This window comes from Pseudoalteromonas sp. Ld19 (genome assembly GCF_045064135.1).
GTDB lineage: Bacteria > Pseudomonadota > Gammaproteobacteria > Enterobacterales > Alteromonadaceae > Pseudoalteromonas > Pseudoalteromonas aliena.
The window spans coordinates 594082-608982 of sequence record NZ_JBISHA010000021.1 but is presented as its reverse complement, the minus strand read 5'-3'; the positions used below and the strand labels follow the sequence as shown (position 1 = coordinate 608982).

Here is a 14901-nt window from a genome sequence, read left to right as displayed (position 1 = left end):
AGTGGGTTTCTTCGTTCTATATAAAGCGATACAAAAATTCAATTTTAATAAAAAATAAAGGATCTATAATGAAATTTAAAAGTTTAGCTATTTCAAAGTTAGCTATATTTTTTTTGCTTTCGACACAAGTTGGAGCTAAAACAGTTGTAGTTGAAGATACTGGGCTTACTAGTAGTTTTTTCTGTTTAAATAAAGCTCATAGATATAGCGATGGTTCAAGTAGTGGCAGTGCACAATTGCTAAACGGAATACCTAAGTACTGTGGGGCAACTGGTACATACACGCACAAGCATATTCCAGCTGCAGTAAGTAAAGATGGGCATCGTTATGAGGTTTTCAGTGACAACACTCAAAATGGAAATATATTCTATGAAGATAAAGCTTTAAGAATATATTTAGTTAAGGATTCGGGACCTAAGGTGCTAGTCCATACTGAAGAGAAATGGCACGATGCCCATATGAATGCGGTTGTTGATGTTGATGAGGATGGGTATGTATCAATACACATGAGCTCTAGGGGTTTGCGTCATAACTTTAGAAGTGGTTATGTTTTCAAATCGATTGCCCCACACTCAGTGGTTATGAAAAGAATTGAGGGGGGGGAAAGTAACCCTCAAAATGAATCTTATCCTCAAGTACATCATACCAATTTCGGGAAAGTAGTTTTATTTACTCGTTATGAGAAGACGGGGGCGACGACTAATAGAACTGTTTGGGTTAACAAAGAAGGGTTGGAACCATATAAATTAGTGGAAGGCGGTCACTATCAAGTTAGCTGGTATGATAAATCTACCTCTACGTTATATACAGCCTATAATTATCATCCTAATGGTTCATTAAATGATAGAGCCAATGTTTTTGTTTTGAAAACAACAGATGGGTTGACGTGGAAAAATGTTAAAAATCAACAGGTCGCTAGTGCAGGTAGTCCTTTGCCTGCACGTTCTGTAGATAGCTTAGTTTACGATAGTGAATTTAGAGGCTTAACAATCTATCTAAAGGATATAATAACGGATTGTAATGGTAGTTTGCGAGTACTAATGACCGAGTCCGTTTCATTTAATCCAACTAAAGGTGCAAGACAGTTAAGTGAATTGACAATAAATCCAAATGGAAATGCATCAATTAAAACTCTGCATATGACTAATCATAATTATAGTGCAGGTGCATACTTATATGAGGGATGCCAACTATACACCCTTAGTAATGGTGATAATGGAAAACCATACTATGGTGGCGATCTAATACTTAAAAAGCTAGTAGGTGGGAGCTATAAGCTTGAAATGGAATATAAAGATGGAAAAAATTATAGCTACGTAAGGCGAGTTAGAGGTGCTGGTATGAGTGCTGTTGCATCTCAAGGTAGTATAGAGATTGAACCTTATGAGCCTAACAATCCTAACTCATCACCATTGGAAGGTAATAGGATTATCGATAGTACAACGAGTACTCAAGTAAGAATTTCAGTCGAGTAATTACTTGAAAGTTATTATTGTTATTTTAACTTTTTGCTGAGATGGAACTCATTGTAAACGTGCTATCTCAGCACTACTATTAATATAATTATTACCTAGTATTATTGGCCGATGACATTGGCAATCAGCATATCCCGTATCAGCCTGATGATTCACGTACTCCCGATGGCAAAGAACAAATGCGCAAAGGTATGAGTTTTTACCTAGGTGCACATACGTTTTATGAAAGCACACTGCTTAATACATTTGTGTTTAACGATACTGGTTTTGCGATTCGTTATAAAAACGATGTAAAAGGTATTCACCCGCAAAATAAACAACCAATTGAGTATACCTCCACAATGCTGGACGTAATCGAAATTGAAAACGGTAAAGTGGCGATGATCCGTAAGTACCATGAATAAATACTTTTAAGCATTTATTCATGGTATTAATATTTTTTGATAATTACTTTTTTGGGTGGTAATTGACTTTTTTAAAAGCATCGTAAACAGCTAAGTGTAGAGTTTCGGTATAATCTAGGTTTTCAAAATACTTAAATTGCACTTGGCTTTTTTTGTTAAGAATAGGCGCTACTTTTTTGTGTAATTGCCTTGCTAGACCTTCCATTAGTTCGCCTTCTTTACCAACGCCAATATAAACCGATTGTGGAAAAGTTTTTGGTTCAAAAGGGCCGTTTAGTAACTCATTATCGGCCCACCATAAGCTTGGACTAATTATTACGTAATGATTAAACATAGCTGTATGATTAAATAAAATATCGGTGGCAAATAGCCCGCCGAGCGACTGACCAATTAAAGTATTCGTTGAGTTTGTGCGGTATGTTTTATTAATTAGCGGGCGTAGTTCATCGTTTATAAAATGAATAAACTTTTTTGAGCCGCCATGCGTTGGTAAATCTTTTATATCAAGCGGGTGACTACTTGCTGACGTTAAATCGTGTTTACGATCTATATTCGCAATACCCACAACAATGCTTTCAGGCATGTGATTTATCGACGAAAAAGAGGCAAATTGTACAAGCCCTGCAATATGGATAAAGTCTTCATCTTTTGAGCCATCAAGCAAGTAAATAACGGGGTAATGTTTTTCTGTATTCTGTTGGTAACTATTTGGCAGGTACACGTTTATAATGCGTTGCTGGCTAAGTGTTGTTGAATTAAGTGTCAGGGTTTCGCCAATGCTAAAAGGCTCAATTTTAACCTTTTCTGCGTAGCTAAAAGCGCTAATGGTTAAACATATTATTGAAAATAAACTTAGAGTTTTATTTTTCATAGGGCTGCCTTTAGTTGTTATTGTTAAAGTTTAGACTTCTTTTCCGCCATGTTTTTCTGCTAAGTCGTCAAGTTCAGCTGAAGTGTAATCAAATCCGCCTTCATCAGACTTATAAGTTACTTTAACGCTATCCCCACCATTAAATAAGCGAGTTTTCACCTCGTTTACTGACCAATTTTTTAGCATATGCACAAATCGGTTAGCAATTTGTGATGATTCAAAACGATAGCTAATTTCTGTTTTCATAAATAATAAAGCTCTGACTATTTTTACCCCCGCAGTGTGTGCATTTTATAGAGATAGTCAAGTTTCAATGGTAAAAATAAAGGGCTAAATTGTAAGTTTTGTAGTTTAGTCACTATGTGGCGCACTTTGAACTTGTAGGTGTTTTTCAAACTTATATCATTTTGATCACACAACATTGGACTTTTTTGTGTAATTAGTCGCTAATAGTAATCTAAAAGTATTTATTAACAGTACTAAACTGTTTAAAAATAACAATCACACAGTAGCGGAGCAATTTGATGAAAATATTAGTGAGTTTGGTGAGCTTAATCGCCTTTTTATTGGTTGTACTACCAGGCCCTTTATATAAGTTTGGTATTGTAGAACTAGGAACTGCATTTACAGGTTTTCGGTTTGCTGTTTATGTAGGTGGCGCTGCGCTTGCGCTGCTTTTACTACAAGTTATATTTATGCGTAAAACAGTAACATTTGGTAGTACAGCGATTGCGGTTGTATTTTCGGCGATTGCCATTGCTATGCCTTTAAATATGATGAACACAGCTAAAAGTGTGCCACCAATACATGATATTTCTACCGACTTAGTTAATCCGCCTAAGTTTGTCGCTATTGCACCACTTCGTGCTGATGCACCAAACCCAGTGGCTTATGCCGGTGAAGAAACCGCAAACCAACAACGTAAAGCTTACCCTGAACTAGTTACATTAAACTTTGTTCAATCAAAAGCTGATTTAATCGTAGCTACAGAGCAAGCGGTTAAAAATTTAGGTTGGGAGCTTGTTAATGTTGATGCTAGTTCAGGCCTTGTAGAGGCAACAGATACAACAACATGGTTTGGTTTTAAAGACGATGTGGTTGTGCGGATCAATGATGAAGGTAGTCAACGTTTTGTTGATATTCGTAGTAAGTCGCGTGTAGGGCGAAGTGATCTCGGAAAAAATGCACAGCGTATTCATACATTAATTAACGAGATAAATGCAGAGCTAACGAAGTAGCGCATTTTAGTCAAAGTAATAAAAAGCCCGAACAATGTTCGGGCTTTTTTGTGTCTATTTTGTATTGTCAGTTTCTATTCACGGCGGATGTAGCATACTGTTGATGATTTAAATTTTTAACAACTATGGAGTTATTATGAAAACAGTAGGATATGCAGCAAAAAGCCAAGGTTCTGAACTCACAGAGTTTTCTTTTGAGCGCCGCGATTTACGAAATAACGATGTAGAAATTGAAATTTTATACTGTGGCGTATGCCATTCAGACTTACACGCCGTTCGAAATGATTGGGGTGGCAGTGATTATCCGTTAGTTCCTGGACATGAAATTGTAGGCAAAGTACTGTCGGTAGGTAACGACGTAAAAAAATATAAGCAAGGCGACACGGTTGCTGTTGGTTGTATGGTTGATTCGTGTAAAAGCTGCGATCAGTGTGATAACGACGAAGAGCAGTTTTGCCGAGAGGGCATGGTAGGTACTTATGCAGGTAAAGACAGAGTCAATGGCGACATGACTCAAGGCGGTTACTCAAAACACGTGGTTGTACGGGAAGAGTTTGTACTTTCGGTACCACAAAACCTAGATCTTTCACGCGTTGCACCGCTACTGTGCGCAGGTATTACAACGTACTCTCCACTTCATAAATGGGGTGTAAAAAAAGGTAGTCGAGTTGCTGTTGTAGGTCTGGGTGGACTTGGTCATATGGCTGTTAAAAATGCAGTTGCTATGGGGGCAACGGTTACAGTTGTTGGTCGTAGTGAGTCTAAAAAAGAAGAGGCAGTGAAATTAGGTGCAGACCATTACTTAATATCATCAAATGACGATGAAATGAAGGGGGCGCAATCTGCTTTTGACGTTATTATCGATACCGTGCCCGTCAAGCATGACTTGTCTATTTATACACCGCTACTTGATGTTGATGGTACGTTAGTTATCGTTGGCCAAGTGGGTCCCGTGGATGAAGTAAATACGGTCCCCCTATTAATGGGACGTCGTCGAATTGCAGGATCGTTGATTGGTGGTATAGCAGAAACGCAGCAAATGCTCGATTTCTGTGGCGAGAACAACGTACTCCCTGAATGTGAAATGATCAACATTGATGAAATTAACACCGCGTACGAACGGATGGAAAAGTCAGACGTTCGATACCGTTTTGTCATTGATATGGCGTCGTTAAGTGATTAATTCATAAGTTAGTAAAAAAAACCGCTACTTAGCGGTTTTTTTACAGTAATTTTTAACCGACTCCTGCTATCGTTTTTATCTTATTCCAAGAAGCTTAGAAAGCACGTATCTAAAATATTAAAAAAGACTATAGCTGCCACGACAGACATGTTAGATGTAGCGTATTACGTTGTTGTAATTCCATCAACTCAATAGGATTGGTGGTATTAGATATGAATAGACGTAGTTAAAGTTACACAGCCAAAGTTAATAATTACAATGCTCAGTAGAGTAGCCGTTTTTCCTAGAACATTTAATTTTACATCATATTTCATAAATAAACTTTAAAGCTCACTCTAAAAATAGTGAGTACACGACGATTTTTAAGGTGTTTTGAGGTATAAAAATTTTATTTGAAAATAAACTCTCAATGAAAGTAGATTATTTTAAATCAAGAAAACAATTAGATAGTGTTTAAATTGGCCCCTTGTTTTTTGAATATTAATTAGAATAATGTGATTTATAATGATTGCAATACATAAATAGACTTTTAAAACAGCTACTTACTACAACTCAAAATAGTAGTCTAAAGGTTGTTTTTAATCTATATTTGTAACACTGTGTATATTAACATTTGGTTAGTATTACTATTCATTTTATTAAGGCTCCTTTATGTTTGGTATTTCTAAAAAAAACGAAAAAATTGAAGAACTGGAAATTCAATTAATTCAAAAAGAGTCTATCTTGTCTGCAATTAACAAGCATGTGGCCTATATAGAATTTACGCCAGAGGGAGTAATAAGTGATGCAAATAATCTGTTTTTAGATACAGTTAATTACAGCAAAGAAGATGTTATAGGCAAACATCATCGTATTTTTTGTGACAGTGAATATGCAAATTCGAGAGAATATAGTCAATTTTGGCAAGCTTTAAAAGGTGGAAACTCTAAAAATGGGACTTTTTTAAGGTTTAAATCCAATGGCGATAAACTGTGGCTTGAGGCGACTTATTTTCCTGTAGAAGAGCACGGTGTGGTTACTAAAGTTATTAAAATAGCGTCTGATATTACGACCAATTACTTACAGAGAAAAGCGCAAGAGGCTATTGCTAGCGCGCTTGATAAAGCTTTAGCCACAATCGAATTCACGCCTGAAGGTAATATTTTAAAAGCGAATCAAAATTTCCTAACAACGATTGGCTACAGCCTAAAAGATATTGTAGGTAAGCATCATAAAATGTTTTGTACTAAAGTGTTTTATGAGAAAAACCCGAATTTTTGGAGTGAGTTAGGCGAGGGGCAGTTTAAATCAGGAAAATTTAAACGTATTACCGCAGACGGCTCAGAAATTTGGTTAGAAGCAACTTATAATCCTATTTTAGATAACAAAGGTAACGTAACTAAAATAATTAAGTTTGCGTCAAATATTACTGATCGAATTAAAAATAATAGTGCAGTAACTGAGGCGGCTAAAATCGCTCATGAATCAGCCGTTGCAACTGCGCTAACAGCTAAACGGGGTTCTCAAATATTACAAAACTCTATTGCCAACTCTGATGCGATTGTAAGCCAAGTTATCAAGTCAGTAGATTTAATAAAAAACCTTAATGAGCAATCTGCTGTAATTGGGTCAATAGTTTCTACAATTAGTAGCATTGCTGATCAAACTAATTTATTGGCACTTAATGCTGCAATTGAAGCTGCTCGTGCTGGAGAATATGGTCGAGGTTTTGCTGTGGTTGCTGATGAGGTGAGGCAGCTTGCTGCGAGTACCAGTAAGTCAACAAATGAAATAGCCACTGTTGTTAAAAATAACCAAGAGTTAACGAATGACATTTCAAAACAAATAACATCGGTTTCAGACTCCTCTGCAAAAGGCCGAGAATTAATAGCAAGCGTATCTGAAGTAATTAGAGAGATTGAATGTGGTGCAGATGCTGTTTCTAAAACAGTATCTAAACTCAACACATAACTAGTTTAGATACTGTTGTTACCTAATTTTCGAGTTTGAGGTTTTTCGTTAAGATATATAAGCATAATTAATAAGCATGCTAAACTGATAAAGTGCGACAATTTGTCGCGCTTTTGCTTTAACCGTACGTACTATAATTTATGCCAATTATTACAGTGGTATAAATTAAAATGGTTTATAAAAGAAAAATTAAAAAAACATATTTACTAACTCCTCTCGCACTTCTAATTAGCGGTGTGTTATCACCCACAGTATTTGCCGACGGCACGTCATTGGAAGTAATTGAAGTACACGGTCATGTGCAAAATAAACACTTAGCGCTTGGCTCGTCAGAAACACTATTAAGTGATTTAGGTGTGGATTTTTCAGCGGCAGGTGGGGTGTCAAATTTACCCATTTTGAACGGTTTAATGGGCGATAGAATAAAAGTGCGTGTTGATGGCGCTGATGTAACCGCTGCGTGTGCTAACCATATGAATCCACCCCTTTCTTATATTTCTGCAAATCAAATTACCGCTTACAACGTCGTTGCGGGTATATCGCCAGTGAGTGCTGGTGGCGATAATACTGCAGGTGTAATAAGCGTAAATTCTATTTCTGCGCAGTATGACGAAAATAACGGCCTTAGTTGGCATTCAGGTTATGTGTCGGCGCAGTACAACAGTCTAGGTAATGGCCGTAAATTGGGTATGGGAGCACGTGTTGCCAGTGATACTGTTAGTTTTAATTATCAAGGTGCTTTTAGTGACGCGAAAAGCTACGACGATGGTAATGGCGATTTGGTGTTCGATACTTTATATCGCGTACAAAACCACAATTTAACTGCGGCAATACGTGATGAAAAACAACAGTTTGTACTTAAGCTAAGTCATCAAAAAATCCCGTATCAGGGATTTGTAAATCAATATATGGATATGACTGATAACACCAGTTACGGTGCTATAGCTCAATATAAACGCTCTTTTGAAAACAGTGAGCTTGAAGCACAGTTAAATTGGCACAGCGTAAAGCACGAAATGGGGTTTTTCAGTGCAGAAAAAACAGGCATGATGCCAATGAAAACCGATGCCCAAGATATAAGCTCGCAACTAAAGTGGCGCATTGCGCTTGATCAAAACAGCAGTATTTTACTCGGTCAAGAATATTATCATTACAGTATTAATGATTGGTGGCCAGCTGTTGAAGGGTCAATGATGATGGGGCCAAACGAGTACGTAAATATAAATAATGGCAAACGCGAGCGTATTGCTGTATTTGCTGAATATGAGAGTCAGTTAAACAAACAATGGTGGCTAAACACCGGTGTACGAATTGAAAATATAAGCACAAATGCAGGTGAAGTGCAGGGATACAACAATGGCATGCCTATGATGAATATGGGTACAATGAACTCTATGCCTATGCAGCCAAATAATGCCACTGCAGCTATTGAGTTTAATGCCAGTGATAGAGCTAAAACAGATACGGTCGTTGATGTTAGCTTATTGCTTAATTATCAAATCACAAATAACGATGAGCTTCAGTTTGGTCTTGCTCGTAAAAATAGATCGCCCAATTTGTACGAGCGATACAGTTGGGGAGTAAGCAACATGGCAACCACTATGATTGGTTGGTACGGTGATGCAAATGGTTATATTGGCGATCCTAACTTAGCTATTGAAACGGCGCATACATTTAGTTCGACGTATATTAAATCGGCAAAAGAAGATGACTGGCGTATTAGTGCTAATGTTTGGTATACCAATATTACAGATTATATTGACGCTGATATTATTAGGTCCTTCAATCGCTTTGGTTTAGAGGACACTACACGTAATGTGCTCAAATTTACCAATGTAGATGCCACTTTATATGGCGTTAAATTAGACTTAACCGCTAACATTTATAAATCTAAGCAGTTAGGTAACTGGCAATTAAAAGCGAAAGTTACCAATACCAGAGGCAATCGCGACGATACTAACCAGCCGCTTTATCAAATAAAACCATTGCAAACCGAGTTTGCTATTAACCAGCAACTAGGGCGCTTTGAAAATACATTATCGTGGCAATGGGTTGATACTAAAACGCGTATAGATAATAACCGCTTTGAGAACCAAACAAGCAGTTACAGTTTAGTAAATTTGAATTCAAAAGCATCGTGGGGGAATTTAACGCTCAGCGCAGAAGTTACAAACTTATTTGATGAATACTATCAATTACCGCTTGGTGGAGTGAGTATTGCTCAGCTTAAACAGGGAAGTAGTAATCGTTTTGAGCAACTCGCAGGGCAGGGGCGTTCATTTAATATGGGCGTAAGCTACGTATTTTAATTGCATTATACTAATCAACAAGGGCAGGTTATTCCTGCTCTTGGCTATTTTCATCAATTATTTGCGCAGTATTATCTTGCTGCTCAAGTTTTTCTCGTTCGGCTTTTGACACATAAGCAGGTTTGTTGCTTTTGTGTAGCTTTGCGTTAGTACGCTTGTCTTTTTTTTGAAATTTAGTGACGATTTTTTTTCGACGGTTCACAATTAAATGCCTTGTTAATTTTAAGTCGCGCATTATACAGTCATCCATATAAAAGCCGCTATATAAATATTAACTCAGGTAACTTGTGCGTTTACCGCAAAGTGCTATATGTAAACTCTTCCAAGCGTTATAGTTGCCGCTCTTAGTTATTAATTAAATGGGAATTGTTTTGAAAAAGTTAGCTTTAGCCAGTATTGCTTTATTTGCATTTGGCGCTCATGCGCAGTTAAATAAAAATATTGATAGCGTTGCCGATTACGCAGTAAATACCTACCAAAATGCTCAAATACACACACTAACTAACTTAGTGGCTTTTCCAACCGTTAATAAAAGCGACATTACGGCTCCTCAAAATCCCGACTTTATTGGTTTTAAAGCTCTTTTAAAAATGAAAGCGGCAGAGCTTGGCTTTGATTACCAAGATTTAGGGTACACAGTATTAATTGGTATGGGTGAGCAAAGCGAAAAAGTAACCGTAGTAACGCATGGCGATGTACAACCCGCTAATGCGAGTAAATGGAAACAAAGCCCTTTTATTATTGATACGTCTGAACCTGGTAAGTTAGTTGGCCGTGGTACTGAGGACGACAAAGGTGCAATAGCGACAGCGCTTTACGCAATGAAAGCAATTAAAGACAAAGGCATACCGCTTAATAATCGCATTGAGTTAATGATTTATCTAGCAGAGGAGTCTGATTGGGGCCCGCTTACTGAGTTTATGAAAACGTATGAGCAGCCAAAGTATGCAGTAACGATTGATGCATCATACCCTGTCGTTGTTGCCGAGAAAGGCTGGAGCTTAATTGCCCCTACCTTTAATGCAACATCACCACAAGTGGGTTTATATGTAAGTAACGTAACGGGTGGTGCGTTTAGAAGCCAAATTCCAGAAGACGCAAGCTTAGTACTTCATAATGCAGATACTGCACTTATTAATACATTAAAAGCCAAAGCCAAAGCATTAAATAAAGTTGAGTTTAACTTTACTAAGCAAAATGATGGCTTAGCAATAAGTGTTAAAGGGGTGTCGGCGCATTCATCAGAGCCCGAGTCTGGTATAAATGCCATTGCTTATTTAGCCGAATTATTTAAAGGTATCGAGCTTGAAAATAACAGCGATGGGGAGCTAATCGACTTTGTGAATCAGTTAATTGGTTTAGATATTCACGGTAAACAGTTTGGTGACATAGCGTATAAGCACGACTTTATGGGCCCGATGACAGTGGCACCAACTGTTATTGAGCGCGATGGTAAAGCGCTAACACTTGCTGTAAATGCACGTCGCCCGATGGGTAAAGATGAAGCCGTATTACAAAAACAGATTGATGATGCTCTTGCTAATTGGCAAGCGGCTAATAGCATCACGCTTGCAAATATAGAAATGACTATTGGTACACCTATGCTGCTAGATAGTGCGCCGCATGCACAAAAGTTGCTTGATATATTCAAGCACTTTACAGGCGACGAAAAAGCTGATTTTGTATCAATTGGTGGTGGGACTAATGCAAAGCTGTTTGATAACGCCGTATCGTTTGGTCCTTCTATGCCTGGTAAACGTTACACGGGCCACTCAGAACATGAATTTATTACCCTTGAGCAATTAGAGCTTAACTTACGTATGTATACAGCGATGATGATAGAGCTAGGTAATATGTAATTTAACCAGTAGCGCGGTTTAAATAATAGGTGCTGAGTGTTTATCAGCACCTATGTCTTCAAAGTTCACATCAGGTAGGCTCTCAAAGCTTGGTTTTGCAAACAAATAGCCTTGCATAAGCTCAACACCTGCGTGTTTTAGCCATGTATATTCTTCTACTGTTTCTATTCCTTCGGCAAGTGCTGTTATGTTTAAGTCGCGAAACATATTTAAGCAATGGGTGACTATAAATTGGCGTTTTTTGTCGTTGTTAATATTGCGTATAAGCGCCATATCTAATTTAATAATATCTGTTTGAAAGTCAGCTAGTAGGTTTAATCCAGAGTAGCCTGCGCCAAAATCATCGGTTGCCGTTTTAAAACCAAGTGATTGGTAGTAATCAACAACGCGTTTTATGTGTGCAGTATCTTCTACTTTTTCCACCTCGGTAAATTCAAACATGATATTTTTTATAGGAAAGTTATATTTTTTAGCCGCTTCTAAGGTGGTGCGTATGCATCGCTCGGGTTTATAAATAGCGTTTGGTAAAAAGTTAATACTCAACATAGACTCTACCCCCAATTTTGCGGCAAGCTCAATGGCTTTAATACGGCACAGTTGATCAAACGCATAGCGATTATCTTCGTTTACTTTAGAAATTATAGAGTAGGCAGATTCGCCATTTAATCCTCTAACGAGGGCCTCATAACCAAAAATAAGACTAGTTTGACAGTTAATGATTGGTTGAAAAGCCATTGAAAAATCAAACTCGAGCTTTTTTGTTTCAGCACAGTTACTGCATGTGACTTTTTCACAATATTTTGATTTTTCATTCATTTAGCTTCAGCCTCTTATGTTTATTTATTTTAGGTTAGTTGATATTAGAACCTAACACAAACGAATAGGGTATTGGCTTTTATGTTTGGAATACAATAAATAATTGTATTTTTTAAGTGGGGCATGATGATTAATTTCATATCAATTAATGACATTTACCAGTTATGCACGTTGTTTATTAAAACAATAATAGTGGCGTATATTGTTTTGATAATAAAATGAGTAATGCAATTATATTAGGCAAAAAATTAAAGCATATTTACTTATTTTAACATTTACTTATGGTTATAAATTTACTGACTTCGCCAAGTTATATGTGTATTTTTTGTCTGCTTTAGGTGTGGGAATAGCGTTATTACTTCGTTATCTAAATGACTTAGGACAACACCAAAGACGTTAAAATATTAAATCACTTTGTAAGTTTGCAGCGCTCTGAGCAATAAATAACGTTTTCCCAATCGCGTTGCCATTTTTTACGCCACGCAAAGGGCTTGTTGCACACAGGACAAATTTTTTTCGGTAGATTAATTTTTTTGTGTACCATATTTATGAGTTCTCTTTGTTATTTTTACTAGGTGTTTTGCGTTTTACGCGAGTAACTTTTTTGGTTTGGGTTACGTGTTTTTTAAGGATGACTCCGATGGCGCGTTTAACATCTGCTCGCTCGCGGTATTGCCATAAGCGTTCGCGCGCTTGCTTTGAAGCTGCGGTTAAATCAAGCATTGGCTCGGGGTAATCTTCTCCTAGCTTAAAGTCGTTAAATAGCGCTTCCATCGGGGTTTGTTGCCAAGGCTCGTGCAAATATTCAATAGGGAGCTTTTCAAGCTCGGGGCACCATTTTTTAATAAAAGTACCTGTTGGATCTTGATCTTCTGATTGTTTAATTGGATTGTAATGCCGAATGGTATTAATCCCTGTTACCGATGCTTGCATTTGAATTTGCGGGTAGTGAATTCCAGGCTCAAAATCTAAAAAGTAATTAGCGAGAGGAACGCTTGCTTGCTGCCAGCTTATATTTAAATGATGCGTTACAAAGCTCACAAGCATGGCGCGCATTCTAAAGTTTATATACCCAGTCGCCTTTAAGCAGCGCATGCAAGCGTCAATAATTGGAATGCCTGTTTGGCCCTGCGCCCAGCGTTGAAGATCACTTTTCACGTTTTTGTCATCACGATACGGAAATACATGATAACCTGGATTAAGGGCCAAAAATTCCATTGTGCATTCGCTTTCAAATTTTTGCATAAAGTGGCAATGCCAATGCAAGCGAGACACAAACGCTGCAAGCGGGCGTTTCCAGCCTTTTTTATTTGGATGCTTTGAATGATATTGCTCAATAGCCATTTGATACACTTGCCTGAGGCTAATATTACCCCACGCTAAATAAGATGAAAGCCGAGAGCAATGAGTTTGGCTTAAACTTGGGCTAGATATACCCTTTTGATAACCTTTACCGCGTTCGGCAAAAAAACTATGCATGATCTCTTGGGCATGCAGCGGGCCGCCTCGTTGAAAATTATCATCGTCTTGCGTGTAAGCGTTTGGTAAATCAGGTGCTTGATAGTTATTTAGCGCAATTGTCTGGATGTTTTTCCAGTTGGGTATGGCAATAGGTGATTGCATTGTTTTTTGCCAATGCTCATTCCAATTATCGCGATTTTTTTTACCGCGTATAACAGCACCTGTTTGCGACTCCAGCCAATTAATGTGATTATGTTGGCACCACGCTTTAACAGCTTTATCTCGCTTAAACGTGTTGTTTAAGCCTATTTCTTGATGACTAAAAATATTAACTATTTCAAATTGCGTTTTTAATGATTCAAGTAAGTCGCTCATGTTTAAATTAAATATATAAACGCAGGTGTTAAAACGAGTTAGCTGTTTATTTAATTCAACGATTGATTGGTATACAAAGCGCCAATGGCGCTCGTTGTAATGCGCATCTTCAAGTAGCAGAGGTTCAAAGTTATAAAGTAATAGCGTGGGTAGACCGTTACTAAAAGCATTTTTTAAAGGCGGGTGGTCGCGGAGGCGTAAATCGCGTTTAAACCAGACTATGTTTATTTTTATACGCATGAAATCAACATATTATTTAAAAAATGCTATTTAGGTTTAAGTTGTACGCAGCGCAGTGATTTTCCGATTTAGTTTTCAAGATTAAAAGTGAGAAACCATGTTTTTAGATTTAACCGATAACAGTAACCACTCTGTTTACTCTTATCTAGTTGGCGGGATAAGTCCCAGACCTATTGCTTGGGTAAGTACGTTAAGTAGCGAGGGGGTTGCCAATATTGCGCCTTACTCTTTTTTTACTGTCGCCAGTTGTAACCCACCAGTGTTGAGTGTAACGCAAGTAAACCCAAGTAATAACAAAAATAAAGACACGCTAAATAATTTACTCGTTACCAAAGAGTGCGTGGTTAATATTGTTAGTCATGATCTTATTGAACAAATGAATCAAAGCGGTGCAAATTACTCAAGTGAAATAAGTGAGTTTGATGCTGCTAATATCTCTCAAACGAGTAGTCAGCTAGTTCATGCGCCAAGTGTTACCGATTCTAAAATAAAATTTGAATGCAGATTACGAGAGGTCATTACTATTTCAAAGGAACCGGGAGGAGGAAAAATCATGCTATTAGATGTGATTGGCATCAATATAGATGATGAGGTTTTAGTCAATGGATATATAGATCCAACACGTTCAAATACTGTGGGTAAAATGGGCGGCGACTATTTTAGTACCACGAAAGATAAATTTGTGCTCAAAAGACCACTGTTTTAGTGTTTAGTAATAGA

Annotated in this window: 13 protein-coding genes and 1 pseudogene; 8 read left to right on the top strand and 6 right to left on the bottom strand. The window is 37.5% G+C overall.

Features of this window, described 5'->3' with window-relative positions; translation table 11 throughout:
• Positions 1-68: 68 nt before the first annotated feature.
• Both ACJJVZ_RS14730 and ACJJVZ_RS14725 read left to right on the top strand, forming a co-directional pair.
• Positions 69-1475 (top strand): hypothetical protein, encoded by a 1407-nt coding sequence (locus ACJJVZ_RS14730; RefSeq protein ID WP_405601523.1) that lies wholly within the window; start codon positions 69-71, stop codon positions 1473-1475.
• Between the two features lie 92 nt (positions 1476-1567).
• Positions 1568-1879 (top strand): annotated as a pseudogene (locus ACJJVZ_RS14725) (nuclear transport factor 2 family protein); the annotation flags it as partial.
• A 43-nt stretch (positions 1880-1922) separates the two neighbouring features.
• Here the strand turns inward: ACJJVZ_RS14725 and ACJJVZ_RS14720 are convergent.
• Together ACJJVZ_RS14720 and ACJJVZ_RS14715 are read right to left on the bottom strand one after the other, a co-directional pair.
• Positions 1923-2750, bottom strand: coding sequence for an alpha/beta hydrolase (locus ACJJVZ_RS14720; protein WP_405601518.1), 828 nt, complete (start codon positions 2748-2750; stop codon positions 1923-1925).
• Between the two features lie 30 nt (positions 2751-2780).
• Positions 2781-2996 (bottom strand): hypothetical protein, encoded by a 216-nt coding sequence (locus ACJJVZ_RS14715; protein WP_282130722.1) that lies wholly within the window; start codon positions 2994-2996, stop codon positions 2781-2783.
• A gap of 278 nt (positions 2997-3274) precedes the next feature.
• Between ACJJVZ_RS14715 and ACJJVZ_RS14710 the strand changes: the two genes are divergently transcribed.
• The 4 genes from ACJJVZ_RS14710 to ACJJVZ_RS14695 all read left to right on the top strand — a co-directional run bounded on the left by ACJJVZ_RS14710 (position 3275) and on the right by ACJJVZ_RS14695 (position 9430).
• A complete protein-coding gene (locus tag ACJJVZ_RS14710) occupies positions 3275-3988 on the top strand; it encodes a DUF1499 domain-containing protein (RefSeq protein WP_405601515.1) in 714 nt (237 codons plus the stop codon).
• A gap of 136 nt (positions 3989-4124) precedes the next feature.
• Positions 4125-5171, top strand: coding sequence for an NAD(P)-dependent alcohol dehydrogenase (locus ACJJVZ_RS14705; protein WP_405601512.1), 1047 nt, complete (start codon positions 4125-4127; stop codon positions 5169-5171).
• Positions 5172-5822: 651 nt separating this feature from the next.
• The gene (locus ACJJVZ_RS14700) at positions 5823-7121 is read left to right on the top strand and encodes a methyl-accepting chemotaxis protein (protein WP_405601511.1); all 1299 of its coding nucleotides are present in this window, start codon (positions 5823-5825) and stop codon (positions 7119-7121) included.
• Between the two features lie 170 nt (positions 7122-7291).
• A complete protein-coding gene (locus tag ACJJVZ_RS14695; protein ID WP_405601509.1) occupies positions 7292-9430 on the top strand; it encodes a TonB-dependent receptor in 2139 nt (712 codons plus the stop codon).
• Between the two features lie 28 nt (positions 9431-9458).
• On the opposite strand, the gene ACJJVZ_RS14690 is transcribed toward ACJJVZ_RS14695, so the two are convergent.
• A complete protein-coding gene (locus ACJJVZ_RS14690; RefSeq protein ID WP_171037456.1) occupies positions 9459-9665 on the bottom strand; it encodes a DUF2986 domain-containing protein in 207 nt (68 codons plus the stop codon).
• Between the two features lie 136 nt (positions 9666-9801).
• On the opposite strand from ACJJVZ_RS14690, the gene ACJJVZ_RS14685 reads away from it, so the two are divergent.
• Positions 9802-11289, top strand: coding sequence for a dipeptidase (locus ACJJVZ_RS14685; RefSeq protein WP_405601507.1), 1488 nt, complete (start codon positions 9802-9804; stop codon positions 11287-11289).
• An 18-nt stretch (positions 11290-11307) separates the two neighbouring features.
• Here ACJJVZ_RS14685 and ACJJVZ_RS14680 read toward each other — a convergent pair whose 3' ends face one another.
• From ACJJVZ_RS14680 to ACJJVZ_RS14670, 3 genes are all read right to left on the bottom strand, one after another.
• Positions 11308-12105, bottom strand: coding sequence for an EAL domain-containing protein (locus ACJJVZ_RS14680; protein ID WP_405601505.1), 798 nt, complete (start codon positions 12103-12105; stop codon positions 11308-11310).
• Between the two features lie 409 nt (positions 12106-12514).
• Positions 12515-12649 carry a DUF2256 domain-containing protein gene (locus ACJJVZ_RS14675; RefSeq protein WP_405601503.1) on the bottom strand — a complete coding sequence of 45 codons (135 nt, stop codon included), beginning with the start codon at positions 12647-12649 and terminating at the stop codon, positions 12515-12517.
• A 2-nt stretch (positions 12650-12651) separates the two neighbouring features.
• On the bottom strand, positions 12652-14181 hold the full coding sequence (locus tag ACJJVZ_RS14670) for a deoxyribodipyrimidine photo-lyase/cryptochrome family protein (RefSeq protein WP_405601501.1): 1530 nt from the start codon (positions 14179-14181) through the stop codon (positions 12652-12654).
• Between the two features lie 97 nt (positions 14182-14278).
• Between ACJJVZ_RS14670 and ACJJVZ_RS14665 the strand changes: the two genes are divergently transcribed.
• The gene (locus ACJJVZ_RS14665) at positions 14279-14887 is read left to right on the top strand and encodes a flavin reductase family protein (protein ID WP_273047684.1); all 609 of its coding nucleotides are present in this window, start codon (positions 14279-14281) and stop codon (positions 14885-14887) included.
• The last annotated feature ends 14 nt before the right edge of the window (positions 14888-14901 follow it).

Coding starts and splice junctions, on each gene's coding strand:
- ACJJVZ_RS14730 (WP_405601523.1), top strand. CDS start 69: ATGAAATTTAAAAGTTTAGCTATTTCAAAGTTAGCTATATTTTTTTTG.
- ACJJVZ_RS14720 (WP_405601518.1), bottom strand. CDS start 2,750: ATGAAAAATAAAACTCTAAGTTTATTTTCAATAATATGTTTAACCATT.
- ACJJVZ_RS14715 (WP_282130722.1), bottom strand. CDS start 2,996: ATGAAAACAGAAATTAGCTATCGTTTTGAATCATCACAAATTGCTAAC.
- ACJJVZ_RS14710 (WP_405601515.1), top strand. CDS start 3,275: ATGAAAATATTAGTGAGTTTGGTGAGCTTAATCGCCTTTTTATTGGTT.
- ACJJVZ_RS14705 (WP_405601512.1), top strand. CDS start 4,125: ATGAAAACAGTAGGATATGCAGCAAAAAGCCAAGGTTCTGAACTCACA.
- ACJJVZ_RS14700 (WP_405601511.1), top strand. CDS start 5,823: ATGTTTGGTATTTCTAAAAAAAACGAAAAAATTGAAGAACTGGAAATT.
- ACJJVZ_RS14695 (WP_405601509.1), top strand. CDS start 7,292: ATGGTTTATAAAAGAAAAATTAAAAAAACATATTTACTAACTCCTCTC.
- ACJJVZ_RS14690 (WP_171037456.1), bottom strand. CDS start 9,665: ATGCGCGACTTAAAATTAACAAGGCATTTAATTGTGAACCGTCGAAAA.
- ACJJVZ_RS14680 (WP_405601505.1), bottom strand. CDS start 12,105: ATGAATGAAAAATCAAAATATTGTGAAAAAGTCACATGCAGTAACTGT.
- ACJJVZ_RS14675 (WP_405601503.1), bottom strand. CDS start 12,649: ATGGTACACAAAAAAATTAATCTACCGAAAAAAATTTGTCCTGTGTGC.
- ACJJVZ_RS14670 (WP_405601501.1), bottom strand. CDS start 14,181: ATGCGTATAAAAATAAACATAGTCTGGTTTAAACGCGATTTACGCCTC.
- ACJJVZ_RS14665 (WP_273047684.1), top strand. CDS start 14,279: ATGTTTTTAGATTTAACCGATAACAGTAACCACTCTGTTTACTCTTAT.